The organism is Alistipes indistinctus YIT 12060 (assembly GCF_025144995.1).
Lineage (GTDB): Bacteria > Bacteroidota > Bacteroidia > Bacteroidales > Rikenellaceae > Alistipes_A > Alistipes_A indistinctus.
Window position 1 is genome coordinate 1,333,861 of sequence record NZ_CP102250.1, and the last position, 23,369, is coordinate 1,357,229.

Annotated in this window: 17 protein-coding genes, 2 tRNA genes and 3 rRNA genes; 3 read left to right on the plus strand and 19 right to left on the minus strand. The window is 52.8% G+C overall.

Features of this window, described 5'->3' with window-relative positions; all coding sequences use genetic code 11:
- Positions 1-107: 107 nt before the first annotated feature.
- From NQ495_RS05680 to NQ495_RS11780, 5 genes are all read right to left on the minus strand, one after another.
- Positions 108-248, minus strand: coding sequence for a hypothetical protein (locus NQ495_RS05680; protein ID WP_009133916.1), 141 nt, complete (start codon positions 246-248; stop codon positions 108-110).
- Positions 249-308: 60 nt separating this feature from the next.
- The gene (locus NQ495_RS05685; protein WP_009133915.1) at positions 309-893 is read right to left on the minus strand and encodes an RNA polymerase sigma factor; all 585 of its coding nucleotides are present in this window, start codon (positions 891-893) and stop codon (positions 309-311) included.
- A 271-nt stretch (positions 894-1,164) separates the two neighbouring features.
- Entirely contained in the window at positions 1,165-1,938 is a 774-nt protein-coding gene (locus NQ495_RS05690; protein WP_009133914.1) for a zinc ribbon domain-containing protein, read from the minus strand.
- A gap of 4 nt (positions 1,939-1,942) precedes the next feature.
- Complete coding sequence (locus tag NQ495_RS05695) at positions 1,943-2,734, minus strand: Nif3-like dinuclear metal center hexameric protein (RefSeq protein ID WP_009133913.1); 792 nt, start codon at positions 2,732-2,734, stop codon at positions 1,943-1,945.
- Positions 2,735-2,761: 27 nt separating this feature from the next.
- Positions 2,762-3,583, minus strand: a complete 822-nt coding sequence (locus tag NQ495_RS11780; RefSeq protein WP_083818333.1) for a MerR family transcriptional regulator — start codon at positions 3,581-3,583, stop codon at positions 2,762-2,764.
- Positions 3,584-3,684: 101 nt separating this feature from the next.
- On the opposite strand from NQ495_RS11780, the gene NQ495_RS05705 reads away from it, so the two are divergent.
- The 3 genes from NQ495_RS05705 to NQ495_RS05715 all read left to right on the plus strand — a co-directional run bounded on the left by NQ495_RS05705 (position 3,685) and on the right by NQ495_RS05715 (position 7,820).
- Positions 3,685-4,059, plus strand: a complete 375-nt coding sequence (locus tag NQ495_RS05705) for a riboflavin kinase (RefSeq protein WP_009133911.1) — start codon at positions 3,685-3,687, stop codon at positions 4,057-4,059.
- On the plus strand, positions 4,053-5,465 hold the full coding sequence (gene ahcY / locus NQ495_RS05710; protein ID WP_009133910.1) for an adenosylhomocysteinase: 1,413 nt from the start codon (positions 4,053-4,055) through the stop codon (positions 5,463-5,465). The genes NQ495_RS05705 and ahcY overlap by 7 nt, the downstream gene beginning before the upstream one ends.
- Before the next feature lie 363 nt (positions 5,466-5,828).
- Entirely contained in the window at positions 5,829-7,820 is a 1,992-nt protein-coding gene (locus NQ495_RS05715) for an ABC-F family ATP-binding cassette domain-containing protein (RefSeq protein ID WP_009133909.1), read from the plus strand.
- Positions 7,821-8,161: 341 nt separating this feature from the next.
- Here the strand turns inward: NQ495_RS05715 and NQ495_RS05720 are convergent, their stop codons facing one another.
- The 14 genes from NQ495_RS05720 to NQ495_RS05785 form a co-directional block, all read right to left on the minus strand.
- Positions 8,162-10,000, minus strand: coding sequence for a glycoside hydrolase family 97 protein (locus NQ495_RS05720; protein WP_009133908.1), 1,839 nt, complete (start codon positions 9,998-10,000; stop codon positions 8,162-8,164).
- Positions 10,001-10,032: 32 nt separating this feature from the next.
- Positions 10,033-11,133 carry an AI-2E family transporter gene (locus tag NQ495_RS05725; protein WP_009133907.1) on the minus strand — a complete coding sequence of 367 codons (1,101 nt, stop codon included), beginning with the start codon at positions 11,131-11,133 and terminating at the stop codon, positions 10,033-10,035.
- A 69-nt stretch (positions 11,134-11,202) separates the two neighbouring features.
- Positions 11,203-11,853, minus strand: coding sequence for a phosphatidylserine decarboxylase family protein (locus NQ495_RS05730; RefSeq protein ID WP_009133906.1), 651 nt, complete (start codon positions 11,851-11,853; stop codon positions 11,203-11,205).
- 31 nt (positions 11,854-11,884) lie between these two features.
- Positions 11,885-12,709 (minus strand): phosphatidate cytidylyltransferase, encoded by an 825-nt coding sequence (locus NQ495_RS05735; protein ID WP_009133905.1) that lies wholly within the window; start codon positions 12,707-12,709, stop codon positions 11,885-11,887.
- A gap of 12 nt (positions 12,710-12,721) precedes the next feature.
- A complete protein-coding gene (gene ftsH, locus NQ495_RS05740) occupies positions 12,722-14,683 on the minus strand; it encodes an ATP-dependent zinc metalloprotease FtsH (protein ID WP_009133904.1) in 1,962 nt (653 codons plus the stop codon).
- A 90-nt stretch (positions 14,684-14,773) separates the two neighbouring features.
- Entirely contained in the window at positions 14,774-15,124 is a 351-nt protein-coding gene (gene rsfS / locus NQ495_RS05745) for a ribosome silencing factor (protein WP_009133903.1), read from the minus strand.
- 94 nt (positions 15,125-15,218) lie between these two features.
- A complete protein-coding gene (locus tag NQ495_RS05750; RefSeq protein ID WP_009133902.1) occupies positions 15,219-16,106 on the minus strand; it encodes a hydrogen peroxide-inducible genes activator in 888 nt (295 codons plus the stop codon).
- Between the two features lie 205 nt (positions 16,107-16,311).
- Positions 16,312-17,250: a TIGR01212 family radical SAM protein gene (locus NQ495_RS05755; RefSeq protein ID WP_009133901.1), complete on the minus strand. Its 939-nt coding sequence runs from the start codon at positions 17,248-17,250 to the stop codon at positions 16,312-16,314.
- A gap of 2 nt (positions 17,251-17,252) precedes the next feature.
- Positions 17,253-17,954, minus strand: a complete 702-nt coding sequence (locus NQ495_RS05760) for a hypothetical protein (protein ID WP_009133900.1) — start codon at positions 17,952-17,954, stop codon at positions 17,253-17,255.
- A gap of 208 nt (positions 17,955-18,162) precedes the next feature.
- Positions 18,163-18,274: ribosomal RNA gene (gene rrf / locus NQ495_RS05765) — 5S ribosomal RNA — on the minus strand.
- A gap of 93 nt (positions 18,275-18,367) precedes the next feature.
- Positions 18,368-21,237, minus strand: a 23S ribosomal RNA gene (locus NQ495_RS05770).
- Between the two features lie 130 nt (positions 21,238-21,367).
- A tRNA-Ala gene (locus NQ495_RS05775) sits at positions 21,368-21,441 on the minus strand.
- Between the two features lie 12 nt (positions 21,442-21,453).
- Positions 21,454-21,527 (minus strand) — tRNA-Ile (locus NQ495_RS05780).
- Positions 21,528-21,633: 106 nt separating this feature from the next.
- Positions 21,634-23,162: ribosomal RNA gene (locus NQ495_RS05785) — 16S ribosomal RNA — on the minus strand.
- The 16S, 23S and 5S rRNA genes sit together here with 2 tRNA genes alongside, the layout of an rRNA operon.
- Positions 23,163-23,369: the final 207 nt, after the last annotated feature.

A 23,369-nucleotide genomic window follows, 5' to 3' on the forward strand; every position in this document is an offset into this window, starting at 1 on the left:
TTCCGCAAATCGGACATACATCCCTTTGCAAAACATACCGCCTGGGGCCACAACAAAAGAAGGGGAGTTGCTTGGCAACTCCCCTTCTTTTGTTTCATCGGCCGGACTCATTGTTTACGGAATACCTCTTTCAGGAAGGCATCGGTCAGCATCAGGTCATCGTCTCCCTGGACGACTTCCCGGTCGAACAAATCCTCATCTTCCCGGGTTACCTCATCGGCCATCTCTTCATTGTAGTAATCATCCATAGGCAAAGGTTTCGATAGTGTTTGCCAATATAACGCCGATGATTACCGCGATATTGTGCGTCAACTCAATATCAGCTGTTTTTCATCGATCAGTTTACGCAGGTTGATCAGCGCATAGCGCATCCGGCCCAAAGCCGTATTGATGCTCACATCGGTCTGTTCCGCGATCTCTTTAAAGCTCAACCCCATATAGTACCGCATCAATACTACCTCCTTCTGCTCCGGCGGCAGAAAATCGATCAACTTACGCACGTCGGTCTCGATTTGATTCGTGATCAACTTCTCCTCGACCGTGTGATCGGAAAATTTCTGGTTATTCAGGATATCGTAACCCGCATCCCCTTCCGACACGTTGTTCCGCTGTTTTTTCTGGCGGAAATAATCGATCACCTGGTTGTGCGCTATGCGCAGCACCCAGGAAAGAAACTTGCCGTTCTCGGTGTAACGTCCCTCCTGCACGAAACGCACCACTTTAATAAGCGTCTCCTGGAAGATATCATCGGCCACATCCCGATTCTTGACCATCATGTAAATATAGTCGAGAATCCGTTTGCGGTGACGGTTCAACAGTACATTTATAGAATCCTCATTGCCTGAGATATAGGTATTAAGCAATTCGTGATCACTTAATTTCTTCAGATTCATATCTTACTCCTCTAATTGGTTTGAGTAGATATTTCGTCGATAGGCAAATGAGTTTTTTCAGTTCTACTTTTTCTTTCCGAACGGCAAGATACACACATTTCTCTAATTTCCAAAGGCCGGCGGTATTTTTTTCGGTTTGATCACTCGCGGAATCACCAGTATGCTGACATATTCCTCCAATATAGCACCAAATCAAAAGGGATGCCGAATTTCACATCTCAGCACCCCTTTGTGTAATTTTCCACAACGATTGGTACCTCCTCAAAGGCCCCTACTGCTGCTCTTCCTCGTCTAACAGGTTGGAAACCAGAATACGGCCGCAATATTCACAAACGATTACCTTTTTGCTCATGCGGATATCCATCTGCCGCTGGGGCGGGATACGGTTGTAGCAACCGCCGCAGGCGTCACGTTTGACTGTCACGACTGCCAACCCATTTCGGACATTATGGCGGATACGCTTATAAGCTGCCAACAGGCGGTCGTCGATCTTCGCAGCAGCTCTCTGGGACTGGGCTGTCAACGCCTCCATCTCCTTGGAGGTTTCCTGGTCGATACCTTCCAACTCTTTCTGTTTGGCCTCCAGATCAACCTTGCGCTCGGCCAACACTTCCTGAGCATCCTCGATCGCCTTCTTTTTCAATTTGACGTCGACCCCGGCCTCCTTAATGCGCTTCTCGCTCAGTTCGATTTCGAGCTTCTGATACTCGATCTCTTTGGACAGGGCATCGAATTCCCGGTTGTTGCGGACGTTATCCTGCTGTCCTTCGTATTTGGCAATCAGCGTTTTGGACTGATCGATAGCATCCTTGTACTGCTTGGTGGCTTTGTTCAGCTCATCCACTTCGGCCGTAATGTTGGCAATACGTGTATCGAGGCCGGCGATCTCGTCTTCCAGGTCCTGAACCTCCAACGGAAGCTCGCCTTTCAGTTTGTTGATCTCGTCGATCTTCGAATCGATTTTCTGAAGCTCGTACAGCGCGACGATCTTCTCTTCCATCGAGAAATCGTTGGCATCGCTGCTCTTTCTGCTTGAAACTGCCATATGCTTAAATGAAATAATTTACAGGATTAACCGAATGCACACTCTCGTGAACTGCAAAAGTAGCTATTTTTTTCGTAATTATATCATGCAACAACCCGATTGCACAATATTCACTCTCGAAATGGCCCACATCGACAGCGACGATACGGCCGTCGGGAGCATAAAAATCATTGTATTTCATATCGGCCGTCAGGTAGATGTCGGCACCTGCCGCAACGGCATCCCCGAGCATCGAAGCTCCGGCGCCGGTCACCAACGCCACCCGCCGCACCTGCTCCCGGCACAGCTCGGAATGACGGATCGCCCCACAGCGGAGCACCGACTTAATCTGTTGTAAAAAACCGCTCACAGGTATCGCCTCCGGTAAATCCCCGACCACACCGAAGCCCGTTTCCGCGCCGTCTCGGTGCGGCGAAAGCACCCGCATACCGGTCAGCCCCAGCAGTTTCCCGAGCCGGAAACTCATGCCCCCGGCGGCACTGTCCAGATTGGTGTGCGCGGCATACAGCGAAATTCCCGCGAGCAGTGCCCGCCTCACGATCCGCTGCGTAAAATCGGCATCGACCAACTGCCGAAGCGGATGGAATAGTAACGGATGATGGGAAACGACCAGGTTCGCATCCAGCGAAAGCGCCTCGTCGATCACACTTTCGGTCACATCGACGCACAACAGTACGCCCGTCACCCCGGCTTCGTAATCACCGACATTCAGTCCGCTGTTATCGTACTCTTCCTGCAACGACAACGGAGCGAACGCTTCGATCGCCGCAGCGACATCTTTCACTTTTACCGGCATAGCATTCTGGATTAAAAAGTCTTCTGATTAAAAAAGCGTCTGCTCGACGACCTGCGGACGCACCGGTTCCGCAGGGGGCGTCTCATGAACGGCATCCACAGCACCGGCTTCCGGTTTTCCGGACATCTCAACCTCCGTTTCGACCACGGCCTCCGCCATCTCCAGCGATCCTGCCACGGCATCCGCATCATCGGCCTCACCCCCGGCAGCCGGCCCGGTTTCCGCCAGGAGGGCACACTCCGATTTGGGATATTCATTTTCAGGCCACAACTCCTGCAACCGGAAAGGTACAGACGGTCCGGGCGTATCCGACCATTTCGAAACCGCGCAACCGGCGGCAACTACAGCACTTGCCCGACTCCCCTCCGTCCCGGCCTCTTCCCGGTTCCGGTCTCCGACCGCTACGCCCGTTTCGGGCAAAATCCCGGACAGCGGGAATCCCCCTGCTTCGTGTTCCTCAACCGGCACGGACGGATGATCGACGAAAATTTCGACGACATTCTCATCCGCCCCCTTCAACTCCTGCCGCACTTCGAGCAGCATCGCGCGAATACGCTGCAACCTGTCTACAATCTCCAAATCGCGTCCGAGACCCTCGCGGTTCTGTTTGATGCGTTTCTGGGCCCCCGCGAGGGTCATGCCATTCTCCTTGACCAGGTGGTAAATCAGTTTCAGGTTCTCGATATCGGCGGGTGTAAAGAGCCGGTTGCCTTTTTTGTTCTTGTCCGGTTTGAGGATATCGAACTTCTGCTCCCAAAAGCGGATCAACGACGGATTGACGTCGAACATCTCCGACACCTCGCCCATCGTATAATAGATTTTTTTGCTTTTTCGCTCGGCCGCGCTCATTGCATCCAGGGGGTTGAAAACGGGAAGCAAGGTACAAAAAACAAACCGTTTTCACAAGTGGATAATTCTTGCTACATTTGCTCTCTGCAAAGGCAAATCGCATGGAGTGCATCATCACCGGCACCGTCATCCACGGTAAAAAATTGGGCCGGAGCCTCGGGTTCCCCACCGCCAACCTGCTTATCGACCCATCGTTGGAAATCGCTAACGGCGTGTACGCCGGAAGGGTCGCCCTCACCGGCAAGCCTTACGGCGCACTGGTCAATATCGGCTACAACCCGACGGTTCCCACCGGAGGAAAGCGCTTGCTGGAAGCGCACCTGCTGGATTTTTCAGGCGACCTCTACGGACGGACTATCTCGGTGGAGCTGGTCGCTTTCCTGCGCCCGGAACAGAAATTTGCTTCGCTCGACGAACTGCGCGAACGGATCGAACAGGATAAAACAGAAATCATCAAAATACTGGAAACATGCTGACCAACCAGAACATTCCCTACAAAATCGCCGACATCAGCCTGGCCGACTGGGGCCGCAAGGAGATTGAAATGGCTGAAAAGGAGATGCCGGGACTGATGTCGATCCGCCGCAAGTACAGCGCGCAAAAGCCGCTCAAAGGCGCCCGGATCTCAGGCTCGCTGCACATGACCATCCAAACCGCCGTGCTGATCGAAACGCTCGTCGAGTTGGGTGCGGACGTCCGCTGGTGCAGTTGCAACATCTTCTCGACACAGGACCATGCCGCAGCGGCGATTGCCGCAACCGGAGTGCCGGTATTCGCATGGAAGGGCGAATCGCTGGAAGAGTACTGGTGGTGCACGGCGATGGCGCTTTCGTTTCCCGGCGGCAAGGGCCCGAACCTGATCGTCGACGACGGCGGCGACGCGACCCTGCTGATCCACAAAGGATACAAAGCCGAGAACGACGCTTCGACGCTCGACGGAACCCCTGGCAGCCAAGAAGAGCGGGTCATTATCGACACGCTGCGCACGCTGCTGAAAGAAGACCCGGACAAATGGCACCGCACCGTAGCCGAATGGAAAGGGGTTTCGGAGGAGACCACCACCGGCGTACACCGGCTTTACCAGATGCAGGCGCGCGGCGAACTGCTCGTACCCGCGATCAATGTGAACGACTCGGTGACCAAAAGTAAATTCGACAACCTGTACGGCTGCCGCGAATCGTTGGCCGACGGTATCAAACGCGCGACGGATGTAATGATCGCCGGAAAAGTAGTCGTGGTTTGCGGCTACGGCGACGTGGGCAAAGGATGCGCAATGAGTATGCGGTCGTACGGAGCCCGGGTGATCGTCACCGAAATCGACCCGATCTGCGCGCTGCAAGCCTCGATGGAAGGTTTCGAAGTGAAAACGGTCGAAGACGCACTGCCGGAAGGCAATATCTACGTGACGACCACCGGCAACCGGGACATCATCCGGGTCGAGCACATGGAGCGGATGCGCGACCAGGCGATCGTCTGCAACATCGGCCACTTCGACGACGAAATCCAGATGGCAGGCCTCGAAGCCTATCCGGGCATTGTAAAAACCGAAATCAAACCGCAGGTGGACAAGTACAGTTTCCCCGACGGACATGCGATCTTCGTGCTGGCCGAAGGCCGCCTCGTAAACCTCGGCTGTGCGACCGGCCATCCGTCGTTCGTGATGAGCAATTCGTTCTGCAACCAAACCCTCGCGCAGATCGAATTGTGGACAAAAAAACTGGATACAGCGGTATACCGCCTGCCGAAGCAACTCGACGAAGAGGTGGCGCGTCTGCACCTCGAATACCTCGGTGTGCACCTGACGCGCCTGACACAGGAGCAGGCCGACTACATCGGCGTGCCGGTGGAAGGCCCTTACAAAGCGGATTTTTACCGGTATTGACCCCGCTCCCAAGATACGGAAACGGCGAAGATGCGGAAAGAACCCTCCCGGGAAATACAAAACCCACAAAACCAAGGCAGTGAAAACCAGAGCATCCGAACACTTTAACTTTCTGCTTTTGGCATTCGCGTATTAGTGTTGTAGTATACCAGTGTACTATCACACTAGTACGCCGGGATCTGATTCAGCACTGAACCAACGGCAGAGAGCCGGAACAGAACAGGGATGGATCGAACGCATCGGCACGCGCAGCAACAACATGTATCCGAGGAAGAGTCCGAATGGATGCTACCGGCGAACGGGCCGCATAATAGCCCGACTTAAAACAGATTCCTGTCCCCTATAATTTCTAAATCCCGACCTATGACGCCTTGCCTGCAAATCGAATCGCTGACCAAATCATTCGGCGACCTGGTGCTGTTCGAAAATTTTTCGCTAGGCATCGGCGAGGGACAGCGCGTAGGGCTGATCGCAAAAAACGGCACGGGAAAAACTACCCTGCTGAATATTCTGGCAGGAGAGGAAGACTACGATTCGGGAACGATCACCTTTCGCCGGGACCTGAAAGTGGCCTATCTGGAGCAGGATCCGAAGTTCCCGGCCGGAACGACCGTTCTCGAAGCCTGTTTCCTGAGCGACTCGCCGGTCATCCGCGCCATTGCCGATTATGAACGGGCCGTGCAGCGGAGCGGGCTGCAGAACGACGACGACCATACATTGCAAGAGGCGATCGCGCAAATGGACCGGCTCGATGCCTGGACCTATGAATCACGGGTCAAGCAGATTCTCACGCGGCTGAACATCACCGCTTTCGACCAACAGACAGAAAATCTCTCGGGCGGCCAGACCAAACGGATCGCGCTGGCCAATGCGCTGATTACGGAACCTGACCTGCTGATCCTCGACGAGCCGACAAACCATCTCGACCTGGAGATGACACGCTGGCTGGAAGAGTATCTCTCGCGGACGAAACTGACGCTGCTGATGGTCACGCACGACCGTTACTTTCTCGACCGGGTCTGCACGGAGATTATCGAGATCGACCACCGCCAAAGCTATTCGTACAAGGGCAACTACAGCTATTACCTCGAAAAGCGGCAGGAGCGGCTCGACGCCGCGGAAGCACAGCGCGAAAGCGACCGAAACCTCTACCGCAAGGAGCTCGATTGGATGCGCCGCCAGCCACAGGCCCGCGCGACGAAAGCGCGTGCCCGGATCGAATCGTTTTACGAACTGGAAGAACGGCTGCGCAAAGAGCGCGAAACCGGTGATGTCCGGCTCGATGTGAAAGCTTCTTACATCGGCAAGAAAATTTTCGAAGTGCGCGGACTTTCGAAACGATTTGGGGAGAAAGTAATTCTCGACAACTTCGAGTACACCTTTTCGCGCTACGAAAAGATGGGGATCGTCGGGGGCAACGGCACCGGGAAATCGACCTTTATCAAGATGCTGATGGGACTCGTACAGCCGGACAGCGGCACGATCGACATAGGCGAGACGGTCCGGTTCGGCTACTATTCGCAGGAGGGTATCGCTTTCGATGAAAAAGCCAAAGTAATCGACGTTGTGAACGAGATTGCCGAAAACATCGAACTGAGCGACGGACGGAAGATGAGTGCATCGCAATTCCTGCAATATTTCCTATTCACGCCGCAAACCCAATACAACTTCGTTGCGAAACTCAGCGGCGGTGAGCGGCGCAGGCTCTACCTCTGCACGATCCTGATGCGCAATCCGAATTTCCTGGTGCTCGACGAGCCGACCAACGACCTCGACATCCTGACGCTGCAGGTGCTTGAAGAGTACCTGCAATCCTACTCGGGCTGTCTGATCGTCGTGTCGCACGACCGCTACTTCATGGATAAGGTTGCCGATCACCTGCTCGTCTTCGAAGGCGACGGCAAACTCAAGGATTTCCCGGCAGGTTACAGCCGCTACCTCGAATGGAAAGAGCTCAAAGAGTCGGAAGAGCAGGGACAAACCGCACAAGCGGGACCTGGTACTGCGAAAGGCAAAGTATCCGGACAAAGACCGGGTCATGGAAACACCGGCGGTGCCAATGCCCCCGTAGCGCATGCATCTCCAGCGTCATCGCCAGGAACTCCGTCAGGCTCTCCCGCCACAGGCAACAGGAATGTGCAAAAAAGAAAACTCTCGTTCAACGAAAAACGCGAGCTGGAACAACTCGAAAGGCAGATCCCGGAACTGGAAGCCGAAAAAGCCGCACTCGAAACCGAAATGAGCAGCGGCACATTGCCGATTGACGAACTGACCGCAAAATCACTGCGTATATCGGAACTGATCGAACAAATCGACGAGGCATCGATGCGTTGGCTGGAATTAAGCGATATTTAGGCAAAACAAGACGGATTGAAGGCATCCGGAGGGGTATACTGGAATGTTATCCCGGAACTGGAAAATGGGAACTGGGAACCGAAAGCAGAAAACCGGGGACATACAAAACAAACAGGGAGTAAAAGGAACAAATTGGGAAACGGGAAAGCGATCAAAATCATCCATAACGATAAGCGGGACAACTGACACAGCTGTCCCGCTTATTCTATATATTCTATACATTATGGGCCCTCGCGGTGTCAGTGGGAAAGCCGCTCATGCCCGGTATTCCAGAGATCGGTACCTACGGCCAAATACACAGATACTATTACAATTCATGAAATGAAATGAAATGAAATAAACTAATCGATACTCCTCAGCCGCATCACATAACCGCCTCCTTTGCGCAACGAAACGGTGATCGTTTCTCCCCGGTCCACGATTTTCTCCTCGCGGACGAGTGCATCGTCGGCTTCCGGACGATCGGAAATCACCGTAGCCAATGCACGGCCCTGTAAAAAACCGAGGTCGAAACTAACCGTCCGGGCATCCTCGCCGTTGACCACGCCAATCCAGTATTCATTGCCATGACGGCGCACAAAACCCGCCACCCGGCCGATCTCGGAAAAAGGCAGCACAATCGTCTCGTCCCATACCACCGGCATATCGCGCAACAAATCCTCGACCGGAGAATTGAGATACCATTTGTAACTATCGGCAAAATGCGTCAGCGGCGAGGTATAAACAATCGCCTGCGCCAGTTCGTGCGGCCATGTATAACCGAGCAATTCGGACGGTACGAACGCCGTCGGTGTAAAGTCGGCCGGGCCGGCCAGCAAGCGCGTAAACGGCTTTATCGCCTCCTGATTCATCGGCATCACGCGGTCATAACGGCTGATGTGGAATTCGTGCCCCCTGACCGCTTCACGAGTCAATTCATGGGGCCATGTGCGCCGCAGACCCGAAGGCTTTACGCAACCATGAAAATTGCACAGCAACTGCAAATCGTAAGTCTCCTCCAACGCATCCTGATACCAGCGCATAATTTCGGGAGTAGGCGCCGGGATAAAGTCGATCTTGATCCCGACCGCACCGGCTTCCTTAACCTTAGCCAGATAGTCGTGGATTTCGGCGCGTGTCCGCATCTCTTTCGAATCGACCCAAATGACGCTCTGTACGCCTTTCGACTTGCCGTAATCGATCACCTCTTTCAAACATTGCCACTGATCTTTATCTCCCTCTTTCCAGAAACGCCAACCGTCGTCGATCAGGTAATACTCCCAGCCCAGGCGTGCAGCGGCATCGTACCAAACCTGCTGCTCTTCAAACTTCGGGGCCTCGCTGCTCCACCACTGCCAAAGCACTCGGCCCGGCTTCACCCAGTCAAAATTGCGGGAAGGATCGGGCGCAGGGCAAAGATTGGTCAGCAGGTCGCTGTTGACCAATCCGTTCAGATCGTCTGCCACGATAGCCGCACGCCACGGGGAGAGCAATTCCCCTTCGACGGTCCAGCCTTCAGGACTGGCCGGGAAACAGACCCGGATCAGGTTCCCTTCGCGCACAAGGCCCATATCGGCAAAAGTCCGGCAGTCGGCTTCGCCGACAGCCACATAACCGTTGCCTACAACCGCCGTCAGCGGATTGACCAATGCTTCTCCTGCGGGAATATTCTGAAACACAGACTCCTGATGCAGGCTTTCGTAGTCGATCGAATAAGGCGCCCAGAAACAGTGAGCCGTGGCAGGCAGATTCCATGCTGTCAGCTCTCGATCGAGGCGAAGTTTCCGCTTCGAAGCGATCCGGTAACGAACCGCCGCCCCATCGTCATAACTGCGAACGATCAGTTCATAGCCGATCCCGGCCCCACGAAGGGGAATAACCGTCTCGTTACAGCGGTTGCGAGCCTGGGCATGGACACCGTAAACCGGATAACTCTCATCGATCCGCATCTGTACCGGGGTTCCGGCGGACCGGACGCCTGCGGCGATATTTTTACCGCCGATTACCAATCCGAGGGGCGACACACCGACGACGGGCCTCCCGTCGCGCTGCACCTGCCAGGTCAGCGGCGCGCCTTCGCCATATTGAACAACAACCGAGAGACGGCCGTCCGGACTGGTGGTCTTCACTTCACCGGCGAAAACCGCCGGGACACATGCCAGCAGGCTGCAGGCCCAAAGAGTTTGCACAAGTTTCTTCATAGTTCAGGTATCGTAATCGGTTAAAATCTTTGTCAGATTTTCTCGGTAAGTTTCTGCACCACCCGGAAGTTGTAGAAAAACTCCTTTGCAAAGACACGAATCACATTGTAGGCGGGAATCGCCAACAACATGCCGAGGACACCGGCCATGCTCCCCGCAATCAGGATGACGAGGAAAATCTCGAGCGGATGGGCCTTCGCCCGGTTCGAATAGAGCAACGGCTGCAGGATAAAGTTATCCACTCCCTGCGCGAAAAGAATCGTTCCCGCGATACGCAGCATCAGGGCGAAAACGCTCAGGTCGGAAGTCGAACCGACCACACCGATGAAAATGCCGATCGCAATGCCGATGATCGGACCGAGGTAGGGAATCACGTTCAACACGCCGACAAACATCGCGATAATCAGCGCATCATGCCACGAAAAGCCGAAAATCAGCAGGCCGACCGTCACCAGCACCGTCATGATTCCGGACTCGGAGACGATTCCTGTAAAGTAACGAATCAGCAGGTTGGTCACCGAATCGAGCGCACGGGAGATGTTTTGTTCGTATTTTTTCGGAAACATGATGATCACCATGTCGTAAAAGAGAGTGCTCTCCTTGAGGAAGAAAAAGGTGATGAACGAAATAGAAAAAATCGCGATCAGCAGACTTCCGATAGTTCCGACGATCGACGAAAGGAGGTTGTTGATCAGATTGATGTTCAGCAACGGCCGGATCTGTCCGGCAATCGCGTCGGCCAGCGAGAACTCGTTGTCCGGAATCGAAAAAACCTTTTCGATCATGTGCTCCAGCGATACCAGCGGCCCCTGGAACGAAGCGACGATCTGGGATATGTTCAACGACGAAAACTGATTGAGCTTCTGGAACAGGATCGGAACAAAGAGCCAGAAGAGGCCCACGACAACCAGCCAAATGACAATCAGTGTCAGCAGTGCCGCGACAGCCTTGGGAATCCTGATTTTCGAACGGCCCAGGTGCAGGCCCGTCAACAGGTCGGTCAACGGTTTTCCGATGATCGCCAATACGGCAGCGATCAGGATGTACGTGACGACATTGCTGAAATACCAAACCAGGAACACGACCACCGCCGTGATCACCGCTGCCACGATATAACGCTGCAATTTGGACATGTTCAAATGTACGAAAAAAAACGTTCCCTCTTCAGGGAACGTTAAAATATCGCGGCAGATACAAACGGATTATTTCAGCCGGGCGATCGGGGTTTGGGAACCGGTCACCTTGTCGCCGAGTTTTACCAGCACTTCTGTACCCAAAGGCAGATACACATCCACGCGCGAGCCGAACTTGATAAATCCGCACTGCGTATTCTGCCCGGCGACCTCGCCTACACGCGCATAAGAGACGATACGGCGTGCAATCAGTCCCGCAATCTGGCGGAAAAGCACCTTGCAACCGCCCATATCCACGACAGTCGTGGTACGTTCGTTCTCCTCCGAGGATTTGGGATGCCAGGCCACCAGGAAACGTCCCTGATGATGACGGAAATATTCGATCCGGCCGCCCACCGGAAACCAGTTGATGTGCACGTTGCTCAACGACATGAACACGGACACGAGCAGGCGCCGGTCGTTGAAATATTCGTTTTCGGTCACCTCTTCGACCACGACGACCGTACCGTCGGCCGGAGCGAATACGGTCTCAGGATCCTCGATTCGTATGCGGGAAGGAGAACGGAAAAACGAAGTGACGAACAGGACGAACAACGCAGCGGCACCGGCCACGATCCATGCGGCAAGCGGCGGCAGGAGCCATGCGCAGACAGTCGTAATGAAAACTGCCAACGCCATTGTAACCAAAATGATGGAATATCCCTCCTTATGAATTTTCATCCGTACAGAGTATTGGGTGTAGTGTTCTTTATCAAGCGAATATAACCAAATATACAAATGCAAACGGCACCGCCAGCAACAACGCATCGAAGCGGTCGAGCAACCCGCCGTGGCCCGGAATGATGTGACCCGAATCCTTCAGGTTCACCGAGCGTTTCAGCATCGACTCGACCAGATCGCCGTACACGCCGCTAACCGAGATGACCAGTCCGGCACCGGCCCACAGCACCGGCGAAGCATCCTGCCACCAACCCATCAAGGCTCCGACAGCAACCGCAGAGACCACGCCTCCGAAGAATCCTTCCCAGGATTTTTTCGGGGAAATGCGCTCGAAAAGCCTGTGCCGGCCGAACACGCGGCCGACCAAATAGGCCCCTACATCGTTGGCCCAAACGATAAATATCACGCTCAGCACGACGAGCGGCCGGTAAACGAAACCGCCGCCAGGAACACCGACACAAGGTAAAACCACAAGTAATGCGAGCGGCACCGCCACATAAACGATACCGGCCACCGCCCACGCGACATTAGTCAGGGGCGTTGTGCTTTTGCGATACAATTCGGCGATAAACAGTCCGCACACCAACGGCAACACGTATAACAGCGCCGCTGTGCCGATCAATCCGGCGGCTACGGCAAATGCCGCAGCAACCAACAACACGCCGATTACGGTGGGATAAACCTGCAAAGGAGCCGCACCGGTCAAACGCGCGATTTTATAAAATTCAAGCATCGATCCGGCAGCAACTGCGATGAACAAAAGGGCCATCGAGTACGGGGAAGCGAGCACCGCCCCCAGCACCACTGCCAGCATCACCGCCCCGCTGAGCGTCCGAATCAGGAGATTTCTGTCCACGCTTTCTTTCGGTTACTGTTCGGTTTCGTCAAACGACTCATCGACCTCGATCTCCATCTCTTTGCGCAATTCGCCTTTGCGTTTGCCGAAAATCTTTTCCAAATCCTCGGCGAAAATCACTTCGCGTTCGAGCAACAATTCGGCCAGCCGGGTCAATCCCTCCCGATGGGCCTGCAACGTGTCGAGCGCACGCTGGTAAGCACTGTCCACCAAAGCCTTCGCCTCCGTGTCGATTTCCTGGGCTGTGCGCTCGCTGTAAGGTTTGGTCAGCGTCATATCGCTCTGGCCCGAGGAGTCGTAAAAACTCAGGTTGCCGATGTGGTCGCTCATACCGTAGTATGCAACCATAGCGTAGGCCTGCTTGGTCACCCGCTCCAGGTCGTTCAGCGCACCGGTCGAGACTTTGCCGAAATTCATCTGCTCGGAAGCACGGCCGCCCAAAATGGAGGCCATCTCATCGAGCAGCTGCTCTTTGGTCGTAATCTGCCGCTCTTCGGGCAGGTACCAGGCAGCTCCCAACGCTTTACCGCGCGGAATAATCGTCACTTTGATCAGCGGATTGGCATGCTCGAGCACCCAGCTGACCGTCGCATGGCCCGCCTCATGGTAAGCGATCGTGCGTTTCTCGGTCGGAGTAATGATTTTGTTGCGGCGTTCGAGACCGCCCACGATGCGGTCGATCGCACTGAGGAAATCATCTTTCTCGATCTGTTTCTTGTTATTGCGCGCAGCGATCAACGCCGCTTCGTTGCAGACATTAGCTATATCGGCTCCGGAAAAGCCCGGGGTCTGCTTGGCCAGGAACTCGCGGTCAAGGTTCGGATCGAGCTTCAGGTTCTTCAGGTGCACGTCGAAAATTTCAGCGCGCTCTTTCAGGTCGGGCAATTCGACATTGATCTGCCGGTCGAAACGTCCGGCACGCATCAACGCTTTGTCGAGGATATCGGCCCGGTTCGTCGCAGCGAGCACGATCACCCCTGCATTCGTTCCGAAACCGTCCATCTCGGTAAGCAACTGGTTCAGGGTATTTTCCCGCTCGTCGTTCGACGAAAAACCCACGTTTTTACCCCGGGCACGGCCGATCGCATCGATCTCGTCGATAAAGACGATGCAAGGAGCTTTTTCCTTGGCCTGGCGGAACAGGTCGCGTACACGCGAAGCCCCGACGCCGACGAACATCTCGACGAAGTCGGAACCGCTGATCGAAAAGAACGGCACGTTCGCTTCACCGGCAACAGCCTTGGCCAACATGGTCTTACCGGTTCCCGGAGGGCCGACGAGCAAAGCCCCTTTCGGAATCTTACCGCCCAGTTCCTTATATTTATTCGGGTTTTTCAGGAAATCGACGATCTCCATGATTTCGACTTTGGCCTCTTCCAAACCGGCAACATCCTTAAAAGTGATATTAACGGACGAATCCTTGTCGAACACCTGGGCTTTGGCTTTCCCGACGTTGAAAATCCCGCCCTGACCGCCACCCTGGCCGCGCGACATACTGCGCATGATGAAGATCCAGACGCCGATGATCAGGATCCAGGGAAGAATCCCGGTCAACAGGTCGGTCCACATATTGCGCCGCGATTCGAAACTGAGCGGTACATTTTGCTTGTATTGGGTCAGCGTGCTTTCGAAATCGCTCTGGAAATAGTCCAGCGAACCGATGTTGAACACGAACTGCGGTCCCTGCTTGGGCAAACCTTTGTACTCTTTCTGCTCGGCATAGGCATCCACCTTGTCCGGCTTGAGAAAGACTTCGGCGCTCTCCTTGTTGATGATATCGATCTTCTGGACATCGCCCTTCTCGATCATCACTTTGACATTATCCCAGTTGGTCTTCTGGGCTACATCGCTACTCCCCATCAGGCTCCATCCAACCAGAAGGACGGCAATCAGGGCCCACACCCAATAGATATTGAAGCGGGGACGTTTGCCGCCCAGATTGGGGGAGATATTGTTATTGGAATTTAATTTCATGTTTTTCTCTTTTGCGGTTCAGTTTTACCTTTTTACAACGATAAACCGTTCACCTATATTACATTCTGAGCCACACTATCCGGAATCGCCCTACTCTTCCGAAGCATAATGCGTAGCAGGAGCGTCGGCCCACAGCTCATCGAGTTTGTAAAAATCGCGCAATTCGGTCTGAAAGATATGTACCAGCACATCGCCGTAATCCATCACGACCCAAACGCCATTGTTCAGCCCTTCGACCCGCCATACTTTCTCCCCGAGCTTCTCGAGCACCTGCTCTTCGACCCCCCGGGCAATCGCCTCGACCTGTGTCGTGGAGTCGGCATTGCAAATGACGAACGCCGGACAAACAGCGCCGTCAAACGCACTCAGGTCCAGCGATACGATATTTTTGGCTTTCTTATCCTGTATAGCTCGTGCAATCGTTTCGATCAGTTCACTCATAAATTGTTGTCCGTTTTAAGGCGATAAAGATACTAAAAAGATATGAATCCTGCGGGGCAGCAGCCCCTTTAGTGCAAATATCCTGCAAATATTACTATTTCGAAGCTCCGATAATCGATTCCTTGAGTGCGGATATCAGCGAACGTTTGACGTACGTCCGGCGCACGGCGATCGTGATCTTACGCGAAGTGGCGCCTTTGGCCAGCGTCTTGATCTGCGAATGCTTCTCCTTGGGAATGAAATCCAGTGCCAACTCGGGTATGATCGTCATATTGGCCGTATTATCCACAATACGCATCAGCGTATCCAGGGAGCCGCTCTCAAAAGCATACTGGGCCGGGACCCGCCGCCGGGCCTGGCACAGTTCGAGCACCTGATCGCGGAGGCAATTGCCTTCGGAAAGCAACAACAAATGTTTCACATCGATGTCCTCGATGCGAATGTTACTGCGCTCGTACAACGGATGCATCGGCGAGACATAGGCGTAAAACCGGTCGTCGAACAACTCCTCCTCGATAATTTCGCCGGGGGAGGTACCTCCTGCCAGAATCGCGGCATCGAGCATATCCCGGTTCAGCGCGGCAACGATATCGGACGTTACCATCTCTTTGATCTGTAACTCGACCTTGGGGTACTTACGAGTAAACTCAGGGACAAAACGGTGCAGCAGGTAGGGGGCAATGGTCGGAATCACTCCCAAACGCAGTAGCCCGGAAACTTCGCCTTTCAGGTCATTGACCGCTTCGGTAACCCTGCGGAATGCCATCACAGCCTCGCGGGCCTGATTCAACACGAGCGTTCCCGCTTCGGTCGGAATGACCGGTTTTTTACTTCGGTCCAGTAGGATAACCCCAAGTTCCTCTTCCAGGTTTTTGACCTGCATACTCAGTGAAGGCTGGGTTACAAAGCATTTCTCGGCGGCCTGTGAAAAACTGCCGTGATTGGCTACTGCCAACAGGTACTCCAGTTGAATTATCGTCATAAGCCAGCTTTTTCTTATACAAGAATTACAAATATATCAAAAAAAACTATATCCGAAAAATTTCACAACCGTAAAATATTCCAAACATAGGTTGTGAGTCGGGATAAAAAAATCCTTAAAAGATACGATATTACACGGCAACCGCAAGACCGGCCGATACCCACTCATGAGAGAAGCCGCAGTCGCAACGAAGCAAGAATCTACTTTAACGAAACAAAGCGCCCTGAAAAGTATCGCGTTCCCGGAGCCGACACTCGAATCGGCTCCACAACTGCTCGTTACGGATCAACCCCCAGGTCGGTCCGGCCTGATAACGTGGCGGAGCCTCGCTGGCAAAACGTTCCAACACCAGATCGGGCCTTATCCGTTCCAACAGGTCGATTACAAAATCGATATATTCATCTACCCCGAAGAATTGAAAATCAGCCGGATGTTCCCGATACATTTCGGCCATCCGGGTTCCTTTAAAAATCTGAAGCTGGTGGAATTTTACCGTCGTCAACGGCAAGGCATTGATCCGTCCGACTTGGTCCTGCATCATCGCACGGGTTTCGCCGGGTAATCCCAGAATAAAATGCGCACCGACCGGAATGCCCCGGGCAGCTGTCGCTTCGACGGCCCGCAGTGCGCAATCGAAATCATGTCCCCGGTTTATCTCCTGCAATGTCTTATCATAGCACGATTCGATCCCGTACTCGATCGTCACATAGTACCGCTGCGCCAACTCAGCGAGATAATCCAACTTCCGCCCGTCAATGCAATCAGGACGGGTGCCGACAATAATCCCTGCCACTTCGGGCAATTCAAAGGCTTCCGCAAAAACAGTTTTCAGCCGATCAAGCGGTGCATAGGTATTGGAAAAAGACTGGAAATAGGCAAGATAACGATCAGCCTGCCGGTAACGGTTCCTGTGAAATTCAATACCCTCCTGCAACTGCTGCCGGACACTTTTGCCAGGCCGGCAATAGGAAGGGGTAAAGGCTTCATTACTGCAAAAAGTACAGCCGCCGTAACTGAGCGTTCCGTCCCGATTGGGACAGCTAAAGCCGGCATTGACCGACAATTTCTGGATACGCGAGCCGAACGTACGGCGGAAATAACCCGAATAGCTGTTGTAACGCCGCTCGTCACCCCACGGATACATGATCAATTACTTTGCAGGGCTTCAATAAAGCCGGGGAATTGGGTCCATAAATGTTCGGTTTGCAACCACAGCTCACGGGCCTGAGATTCGCGGCTCGGATGCTCGCTTTCGATATCATTCAGATATTCGTCAGACACAAGATGTTCTTCAGCGGTAAACTCGGCATAAAAAACGGGGAAGTTACGTTTGAAATGAATCAACTCGCCAGCGGGAATAACATTCGTCTGACGATATTCACTCCACATTTTCAGAATCTCTTTTTCCGGATATTTATCGCTGATATCATTGACGATCTCGTCGAAAAGCTCATATTCAGCCAATGCCACATAACAGTAGGCCAACAGTTTGGTTGTTTCCAAATGATCTTCGGGGTCCATGTCGAGGGTCATCTCCATCAGCCCTGCCGCCATATCGAAATCCCCTACCAGAAAATGATCGATTGCCGAACCGCGCAATAATTTCAAAATGTCCTGATTTTCCTCGACTTCCCAATCGAGTACAATCTCATCCTCATCCGGCAACAGATCTATCAGCCTTTTAACACCATCATAACGGAGGTTGCAGGCTCTTTCCACCTCACCGTTGCGTTCACATGTCTTTGACTGGGATAATAAGCTCTGAAAATCGTACTCCTTCGCCGTGCGCTCAGGATAGGAGATTACATACAAATTATCGGCTGTGGGTACAAACTGCGGAACTGACATCGGCTGTACGAAAAGTTAAAATAAACGGCCCTTAAACCATAAGGAAAACGACGCAAAGGTACGATTTTCTAAGTGAAATGCTGCAATTCGCAATAAAATTCGCGGATAAATCGATTAAAAAGCATAAAAGGCACAAGCCGGGAATGTTGCCGCCACATCGGCCGCCTTCTAAAACAAAAAAGGAGCGATTCTTTCGAATCGCTCCTTAAAGTGGCGGTTACCTACTCTCCCACAAAAACTGCAGTACCATCGGCGTGAATGGGCTTAACTTCTCTGTTCGGAATGGGAAGAGGTGGAACCCCATTGCTATAACCACCTAAATCTATACCAGATCACTCTGATTTATCGTAAAGTTCCTGACTCAAATACCGCTAACGGTATTTGACGATTCAGGATGAGAAAAGGGCCCTCTTGGAAGAAAGCCTTTCGGGCAATTAGTACCACTCGGCTGTGACATCACTGCCTATACACCTGTGGCCTATCAACGTAGTAGTCTCCTACGACCCTCAAGGGAAATCTCATCTTGGGGAAGGCTTCGTGCTTAGATGCTTTCAGCACTTATCCAATCCGAACATGGCTACTCAGCAGTACACCTGGCGGCATAACTGATACACCAGAGGTTCGTCCAACCCGGTCCTCTCGTACTAAGGTCAGGACCCCTCAAATTTCCTACGCCCGCAACAGATAGAGACCGAACTGTCTCACGACGTTCTGAACCCAGCTCGCGTGCCACTTTAATCGGCGAACAGCCGAACCCTTGGGACCTTCTCCAGCCCCAGGATGTGACGAGCCGACATCGAGGTGCCAAACCGCCGCGTCGATATGAGCTCTTGGCGGCGATCAGCCTGTTATCCCCGGAGTACCTTTTATCCTTTGAGCGATGGCCAGTCCACACAGAACCACCGGATCACTATACCCTGCTTTCGCACCTGGTCGACTTGTATGTCTCACAGTCAAGCACCCTTATGCTATTGCACTCTGCGCACGGTTACCAATCGTGCTGAGGGTACCTTGGGAAGCCTCCGTTACGCTTTTGGAGGCGACCACCCCAGTCAAACTACCCACCAAACGGTGTCCCCCTCACGGGGTTAGAATTCAAATACATAAAGGGCAGTATTTCAACGTCGACTCCACGATACCTGGCGGCACCGCTTCATAGTCTCCTGCCTATCCTACACATCATGCACCCAAATTCAGCGTTAAGCTATAGTAAAGGTTCACGGGGTCTTTTCGTCCCGTTGCGGGTACCCGGCATCTTCACCGGGACTACAATTTCACTGAGCTCACGGACGAGACAGTGTCCAGATCATTACACCATTCGTGCAGGTCGGAACTTACCCGACAAGGAATTTCGCTACCTTAGGACCGTTATAGTTACGGCCGCCGTTTACTGGGGCTTCGATTCAATGCTTCTCTTGCGATAACATCCCCTCTTAACCTTCCAGCACCGGGCAGGTGTCAGGCCCTATACTTCTTCTTTCGAATTAGCAGAGCCCTGTGTTTTTGTTAAACAGTTGCCTGGACCTCTTCGCTGCGCCCCACTGGCGTGGGGACCCCTTATCCCGAAGTTACGGGGTTAATTTGCCTAGTTCCTTATCCGTGATTCACTCAAGCACCTTAGGATACTCTCCTCGACCACCTGTGTCGGTTTACGGTACGGGTACCATATACCTGAAGCTTAGAAGTTTTTCTCGGAAGCTTGCTTGGGCTAACTATCCAATTGGCCGTAGCCGCTTGGTACTGTCAGGTTTCAGCATCAAAAAGCTATTAACTCCTCGATATACCTACACCCTTTAACGAACAATTCCGTCTGTTCGCGTAGCTTACGCTTCTCCGTCCCTCCGTCGCAGTATATGCTAGTATCGGAATATTAACCGATTGTCCATCGAGATCACCTTTCGGCTTACCCTTAGGTCCCGACTAACCCTGATCCGATTAACGTTGATCAGGAAACCTTGGTCTTGCGGTGGGCGGGTTACTCTCCCGCCTTATCGTTACTTATGCCTACATTTGCTTTTCCATAAACTCCACCGGACCTTACGATCCGGCTTCTGCGTCGATGGAATGCTCCCCTACCGATCTTTCGATCCCATAGCTTCGGCAATACACTTGATGCCCGTTTATTATCCACGCACAACCGCTCGACTAGTGAGCTGTTACGCACTCTTTAAATGAATAGCTGCTTCCAAGCTAACATCCTAGCTGTCGCTGCAGTCGCACATCGTTAGTTCAACTTAGTGTATGTTTGGGGGCCTTAGCTGATGGTCTGAGTTGTTCCTCTTTTGTCGCCGGACATTAGCACCCGACGGCTCACTGCTGAAAATCATACTACTGGCATTCGGAGTTTGTCAGGATTTGGTAGGCGGTGAAGCCCCCGCATCCAATCAGTAGCTCTACCTCCAGTAGATTATTTCAACGCTGCTCCTAAAAGCATTTCGGGGAGTACGAGCTATTTCCCAGCTTGATTAGCCTTTCACCCCTACCCACAAGTCATCCAAAGACTTTTCAACGTCAACTGGTTCGGACCTCCAGTTGGTATTACCCAACCTTCATCCTGCTCATGGGTAGATCGCAAGGTTTCGCGTCTACAACCACTAACTATACGCCCTATTCAGACTCGCTTTCGCTTCGGCTCCGGACCTCATGGCCCTTAACCTCGCTAGTGATTAGTAACTCGTAGGCTCATTATGCAAAAGGCACGCCGTCACGGCACGAAGCCGCTCCGACAGGTTGTAAGCGTACGGTTTCAGGGTCTTTTTCACTCCCCTGTTCGGGGTACTTTTCACCTTTCCCTCACGGTACTGGTCCACTATCGGTCTTCTGGGAGTATTTAGCCTTACGGGGTGGTCCCCGCGAATTCTGACAGGATTCCTCGTGTCCCGCCATACTCAGGATACTGCTACCGCTTACCAAACTTACCAATACGGGACTTTCACCCTCTATGGTATAACTTTCCAGTTAATTCTCGTTCGTTGGTATTGAGTTGTCGCAGTCCTATAACCCCTGCTCTGCCGTAACAAAACAGGTTTGGGCTGTTTCCCTTTCGCTCGCCACTACTCAGGAAATCGATGTTTCTTTCTCCTCCTCCGCCTACTTAGATGTTTCAGTTCAGCGGGTTTGCCCACCTCTCGGTGTGACAGGCCTTCTGCCTGCCGGGTTGCCCCATTCGGAAATCTCCGGATTAACTCGTTTTTGCCAATCACCGGAGCTTATCGCAGCTTAACACGTCCTTCTTCGCCTCCAGAAGCCTAGGCATCCTCCGTACGCCCTTGCTTACTTTCTTCTCTTGTGTCCCCCCAAACCGGCTCGTTACCGCCCGGGGGAACCCCCTTTCTCATCCTTAAATCTGTCAAAGAACTTTTCCTGAGCGGCCCGATTATTGCTAAACTGACCAATGACTCAAGATTTTTTCGTGGAGAATAAGGGAGTCGAACCCTTGACCCCCTGCTTGCAAAGCAGGTGCTCTAGCCAACTGAGCTAATTCCCCAATCTCTTGATGTAGTCCCGAGCGGACTTGAACCGCTGACCCCTACATTATCAGTGTAGTGCTCTAACCAACTGAGCTACGGGACTGTTGTGTACGTCCTGGGACTTACATTATAACATAAAAATTACTGGCGTTGAGAAAAACAGGAGCATATGGAGTAAAATCCATCTCTTAAATAATCATACTCTCCAGAAAGGAGGTGTTCCAGCCGCACCTTCCGGTACGGCTACCTTGTTACGACTTAGCCCCAGTCATCGGTTTTGCCCTAGGACGCTCCTTGCGGTCACGTACTTCAGGCACCCCCAACTCCCATGGCTTGACGGGCGGTGTGTACAAGGCCCGGGAACGTATTCACCGCGCCATGGCTGATGCGCGATTACTAGCGAATCCAACTTCATGGAGGCGAGTTTCAGCCTCCAATCCGAACTGAGATCGGCTTTCGAGATTGGCATCCCCTCACGGGGTAGCGACCCTCTGTACCGACCATTGTAACACGTGTGTCGCCCCGGACGTAAGGGCCGTGCTGATTTGACGTCATCCCCACCTTCCTCTCGGCTTACACCGGCAGTCCTGCTAGAGTGCCCACCTTGACGTGCTGGTAACTAACAGTAGGGGTTGCGCTCGTTATGGGACTTAACCCGACACCTCACGGCACGAGCTGACGACAACCATGCAGCACCTAGTTTCGCGCTCCGAAGAGAAGACCCCTTTCAGGATCCGTCGCTAACTTTCAAGCCCGGGTAAGGTTCCTCGCGTATCATCGAATTAAACCACATGTTCCTCCGCTTGTGCGGGCCCCCGTCAATTCCTTTGAGTTTCATTCTTGCGAACGTACTCCCCAGGTGGATAACTTAACGCTTTCGCTAAGTCACAGACTGTGTATCGCCTGCAACGAGTTATCATCGTTTACGGCGTGGACTACCAGGGTATCTAATCCTGTTCGCTCCCCACGCTTTCGTGCATCAGCGTCAGTAATAGCTTGGAAAGCTGCCTTCGCAATCGGTGTTCTGTGTGATATCTAAGCATTTCACCGCTACACCACACATTCCGCCTTCCGCAACTATACTCTAGACTAACAGTATCAGAGGCAATTTCGATGTTGAGCATCGAGCTTTCACCTCTAACTTACTAATCCGCCTACGCACCCTTTAAACCCAATAAATCCGGATAACGCTCGGGTCCTCCGTATTACCGCGGCTGCTGGCACGGAGTTAGCCGACCCTTATTCGTACGATACTTTCAAACAGGTACACGTACCTGCATTTACCCTCGTACAAAAGCAGTTTACAATGCATAGCACCTTCATCCTGCACGCGGCATGGCTGGTTCAGACTTGCGTCCATTGACCAATATTCCTCACTGCTGCCTCCCGTAGGAGTCTGGTCCGTGTCTCAGTACCAGTGTGGGGGGAAAACCTCTCAGTCCCCCTATGTATCGTAGCCTTGGTGAGCCGTTACCTCACCAACTAGCTAATACAACGCATGCCCATCTCTAACCATCGGAATTTTCAACCATCTAAGATGCCTTAAATGATATTATGGGGTATTAGACCAAATTTCTTCGGATTATCCCCCTGTTAAAGGTAGGTTGCATACGCGTTACGCACCCGTGCGCCGGTCGCCGGCAGGAGTACCGAAATACTCCACCCGCTGCCCCTCGACTTGCATGTGTTAGGCCTGCCGCTAGCGTTTATCCTGAGCCAGGATCAAACTCTCCATTGTAGAAAACTAATAGATTATTAGAGTCCTGACTATTTAAGCCTTATTTGAGTGTACTCAAATTTGGAATTGATAGATAAATACTACATTTCTCTTGTTTTTCTCAAACAAATCCAGTAATTCAAAGAACCTGATTGGTGTGCTAAAATAAAGCTGAATCTCTCCGCAAAACCGCCCTGAAAAATCAGAGCGAAACGGACTGCAAAGATA

What these genes read in the sequence shown, in the direction of transcription:
- NQ495_RS05715 (WP_009133909.1), top strand. Translation starts at nt 5,829, where the DNA reads ATGACGCCTTGCCTGCAAATCGAATCGCTGACCAAATCATTCGGCGAC.
- NQ495_RS05685 (WP_009133915.1), bottom strand. Translation starts at nt 893, where the DNA reads ATGAATCTGAAGAAATTAAGTGATCACGAATTGCTTAATACCTATATC.
- NQ495_RS05730 (WP_009133906.1), bottom strand. Translation starts at nt 11,853, where the DNA reads ATGAAAATTCATAAGGAGGGATATTCCATCATTTTGGTTACAATGGCG.
- ftsH (WP_009133904.1), bottom strand. Translation starts at nt 14,683, where the DNA reads ATGAAATTAAATTCCAATAACAATATCTCCCCCAATCTGGGCGGCAAA.
- NQ495_RS05705 (WP_009133911.1), top strand. Translation starts at nt 3,685, where the DNA reads ATGGAGTGCATCATCACCGGCACCGTCATCCACGGTAAAAAATTGGGC.
- rsfS (WP_009133903.1), bottom strand. Translation starts at nt 15,124, where the DNA reads ATGAGTGAACTGATCGAAACGATTGCACGAGCTATACAGGATAAGAAA.
- NQ495_RS05690 (WP_009133914.1), bottom strand. Translation starts at nt 1,938, where the DNA reads ATGGCAGTTTCAAGCAGAAAGAGCAGCGATGCCAACGATTTCTCGATG.
- NQ495_RS05750 (WP_009133902.1), bottom strand. Translation starts at nt 16,106, where the DNA reads ATGACGATAATTCAACTGGAGTACCTGTTGGCAGTAGCCAATCACGGC.
- NQ495_RS05760 (WP_009133900.1), bottom strand. Translation starts at nt 17,954, where the DNA reads ATGTCAGTTCCGCAGTTTGTACCCACAGCCGATAATTTGTATGTAATC.
- NQ495_RS05725 (WP_009133907.1), bottom strand. Translation starts at nt 11,133, where the DNA reads ATGTCCAAATTGCAGCGTTATATCGTGGCAGCGGTGATCACGGCGGTG.
- NQ495_RS05680 (WP_009133916.1), bottom strand. Translation starts at nt 248, where the DNA reads ATGGATGATTACTACAATGAAGAGATGGCCGATGAGGTAACCCGGGAA.
- NQ495_RS05755 (WP_009133901.1), bottom strand. Translation starts at nt 17,250, where the DNA reads ATGTATCCGTGGGGTGACGAGCGGCGTTACAACAGCTATTCGGGTTAT.
- ahcY (WP_009133910.1), top strand. Translation starts at nt 4,053, where the DNA reads ATGCTGACCAACCAGAACATTCCCTACAAAATCGCCGACATCAGCCTG.
- NQ495_RS05695 (WP_009133913.1), bottom strand. Translation starts at nt 2,734, where the DNA reads ATGCCGGTAAAAGTGAAAGATGTCGCTGCGGCGATCGAAGCGTTCGCT.
- NQ495_RS11780 (WP_083818333.1), bottom strand. Translation starts at nt 3,583, where the DNA reads ATGAGCGCGGCCGAGCGAAAAAGCAAAAAAATCTATTATACGATGGGC.
- NQ495_RS05720 (WP_009133908.1), bottom strand. Translation starts at nt 10,000, where the DNA reads ATGAAGAAACTTGTGCAAACTCTTTGGGCCTGCAGCCTGCTGGCATGT.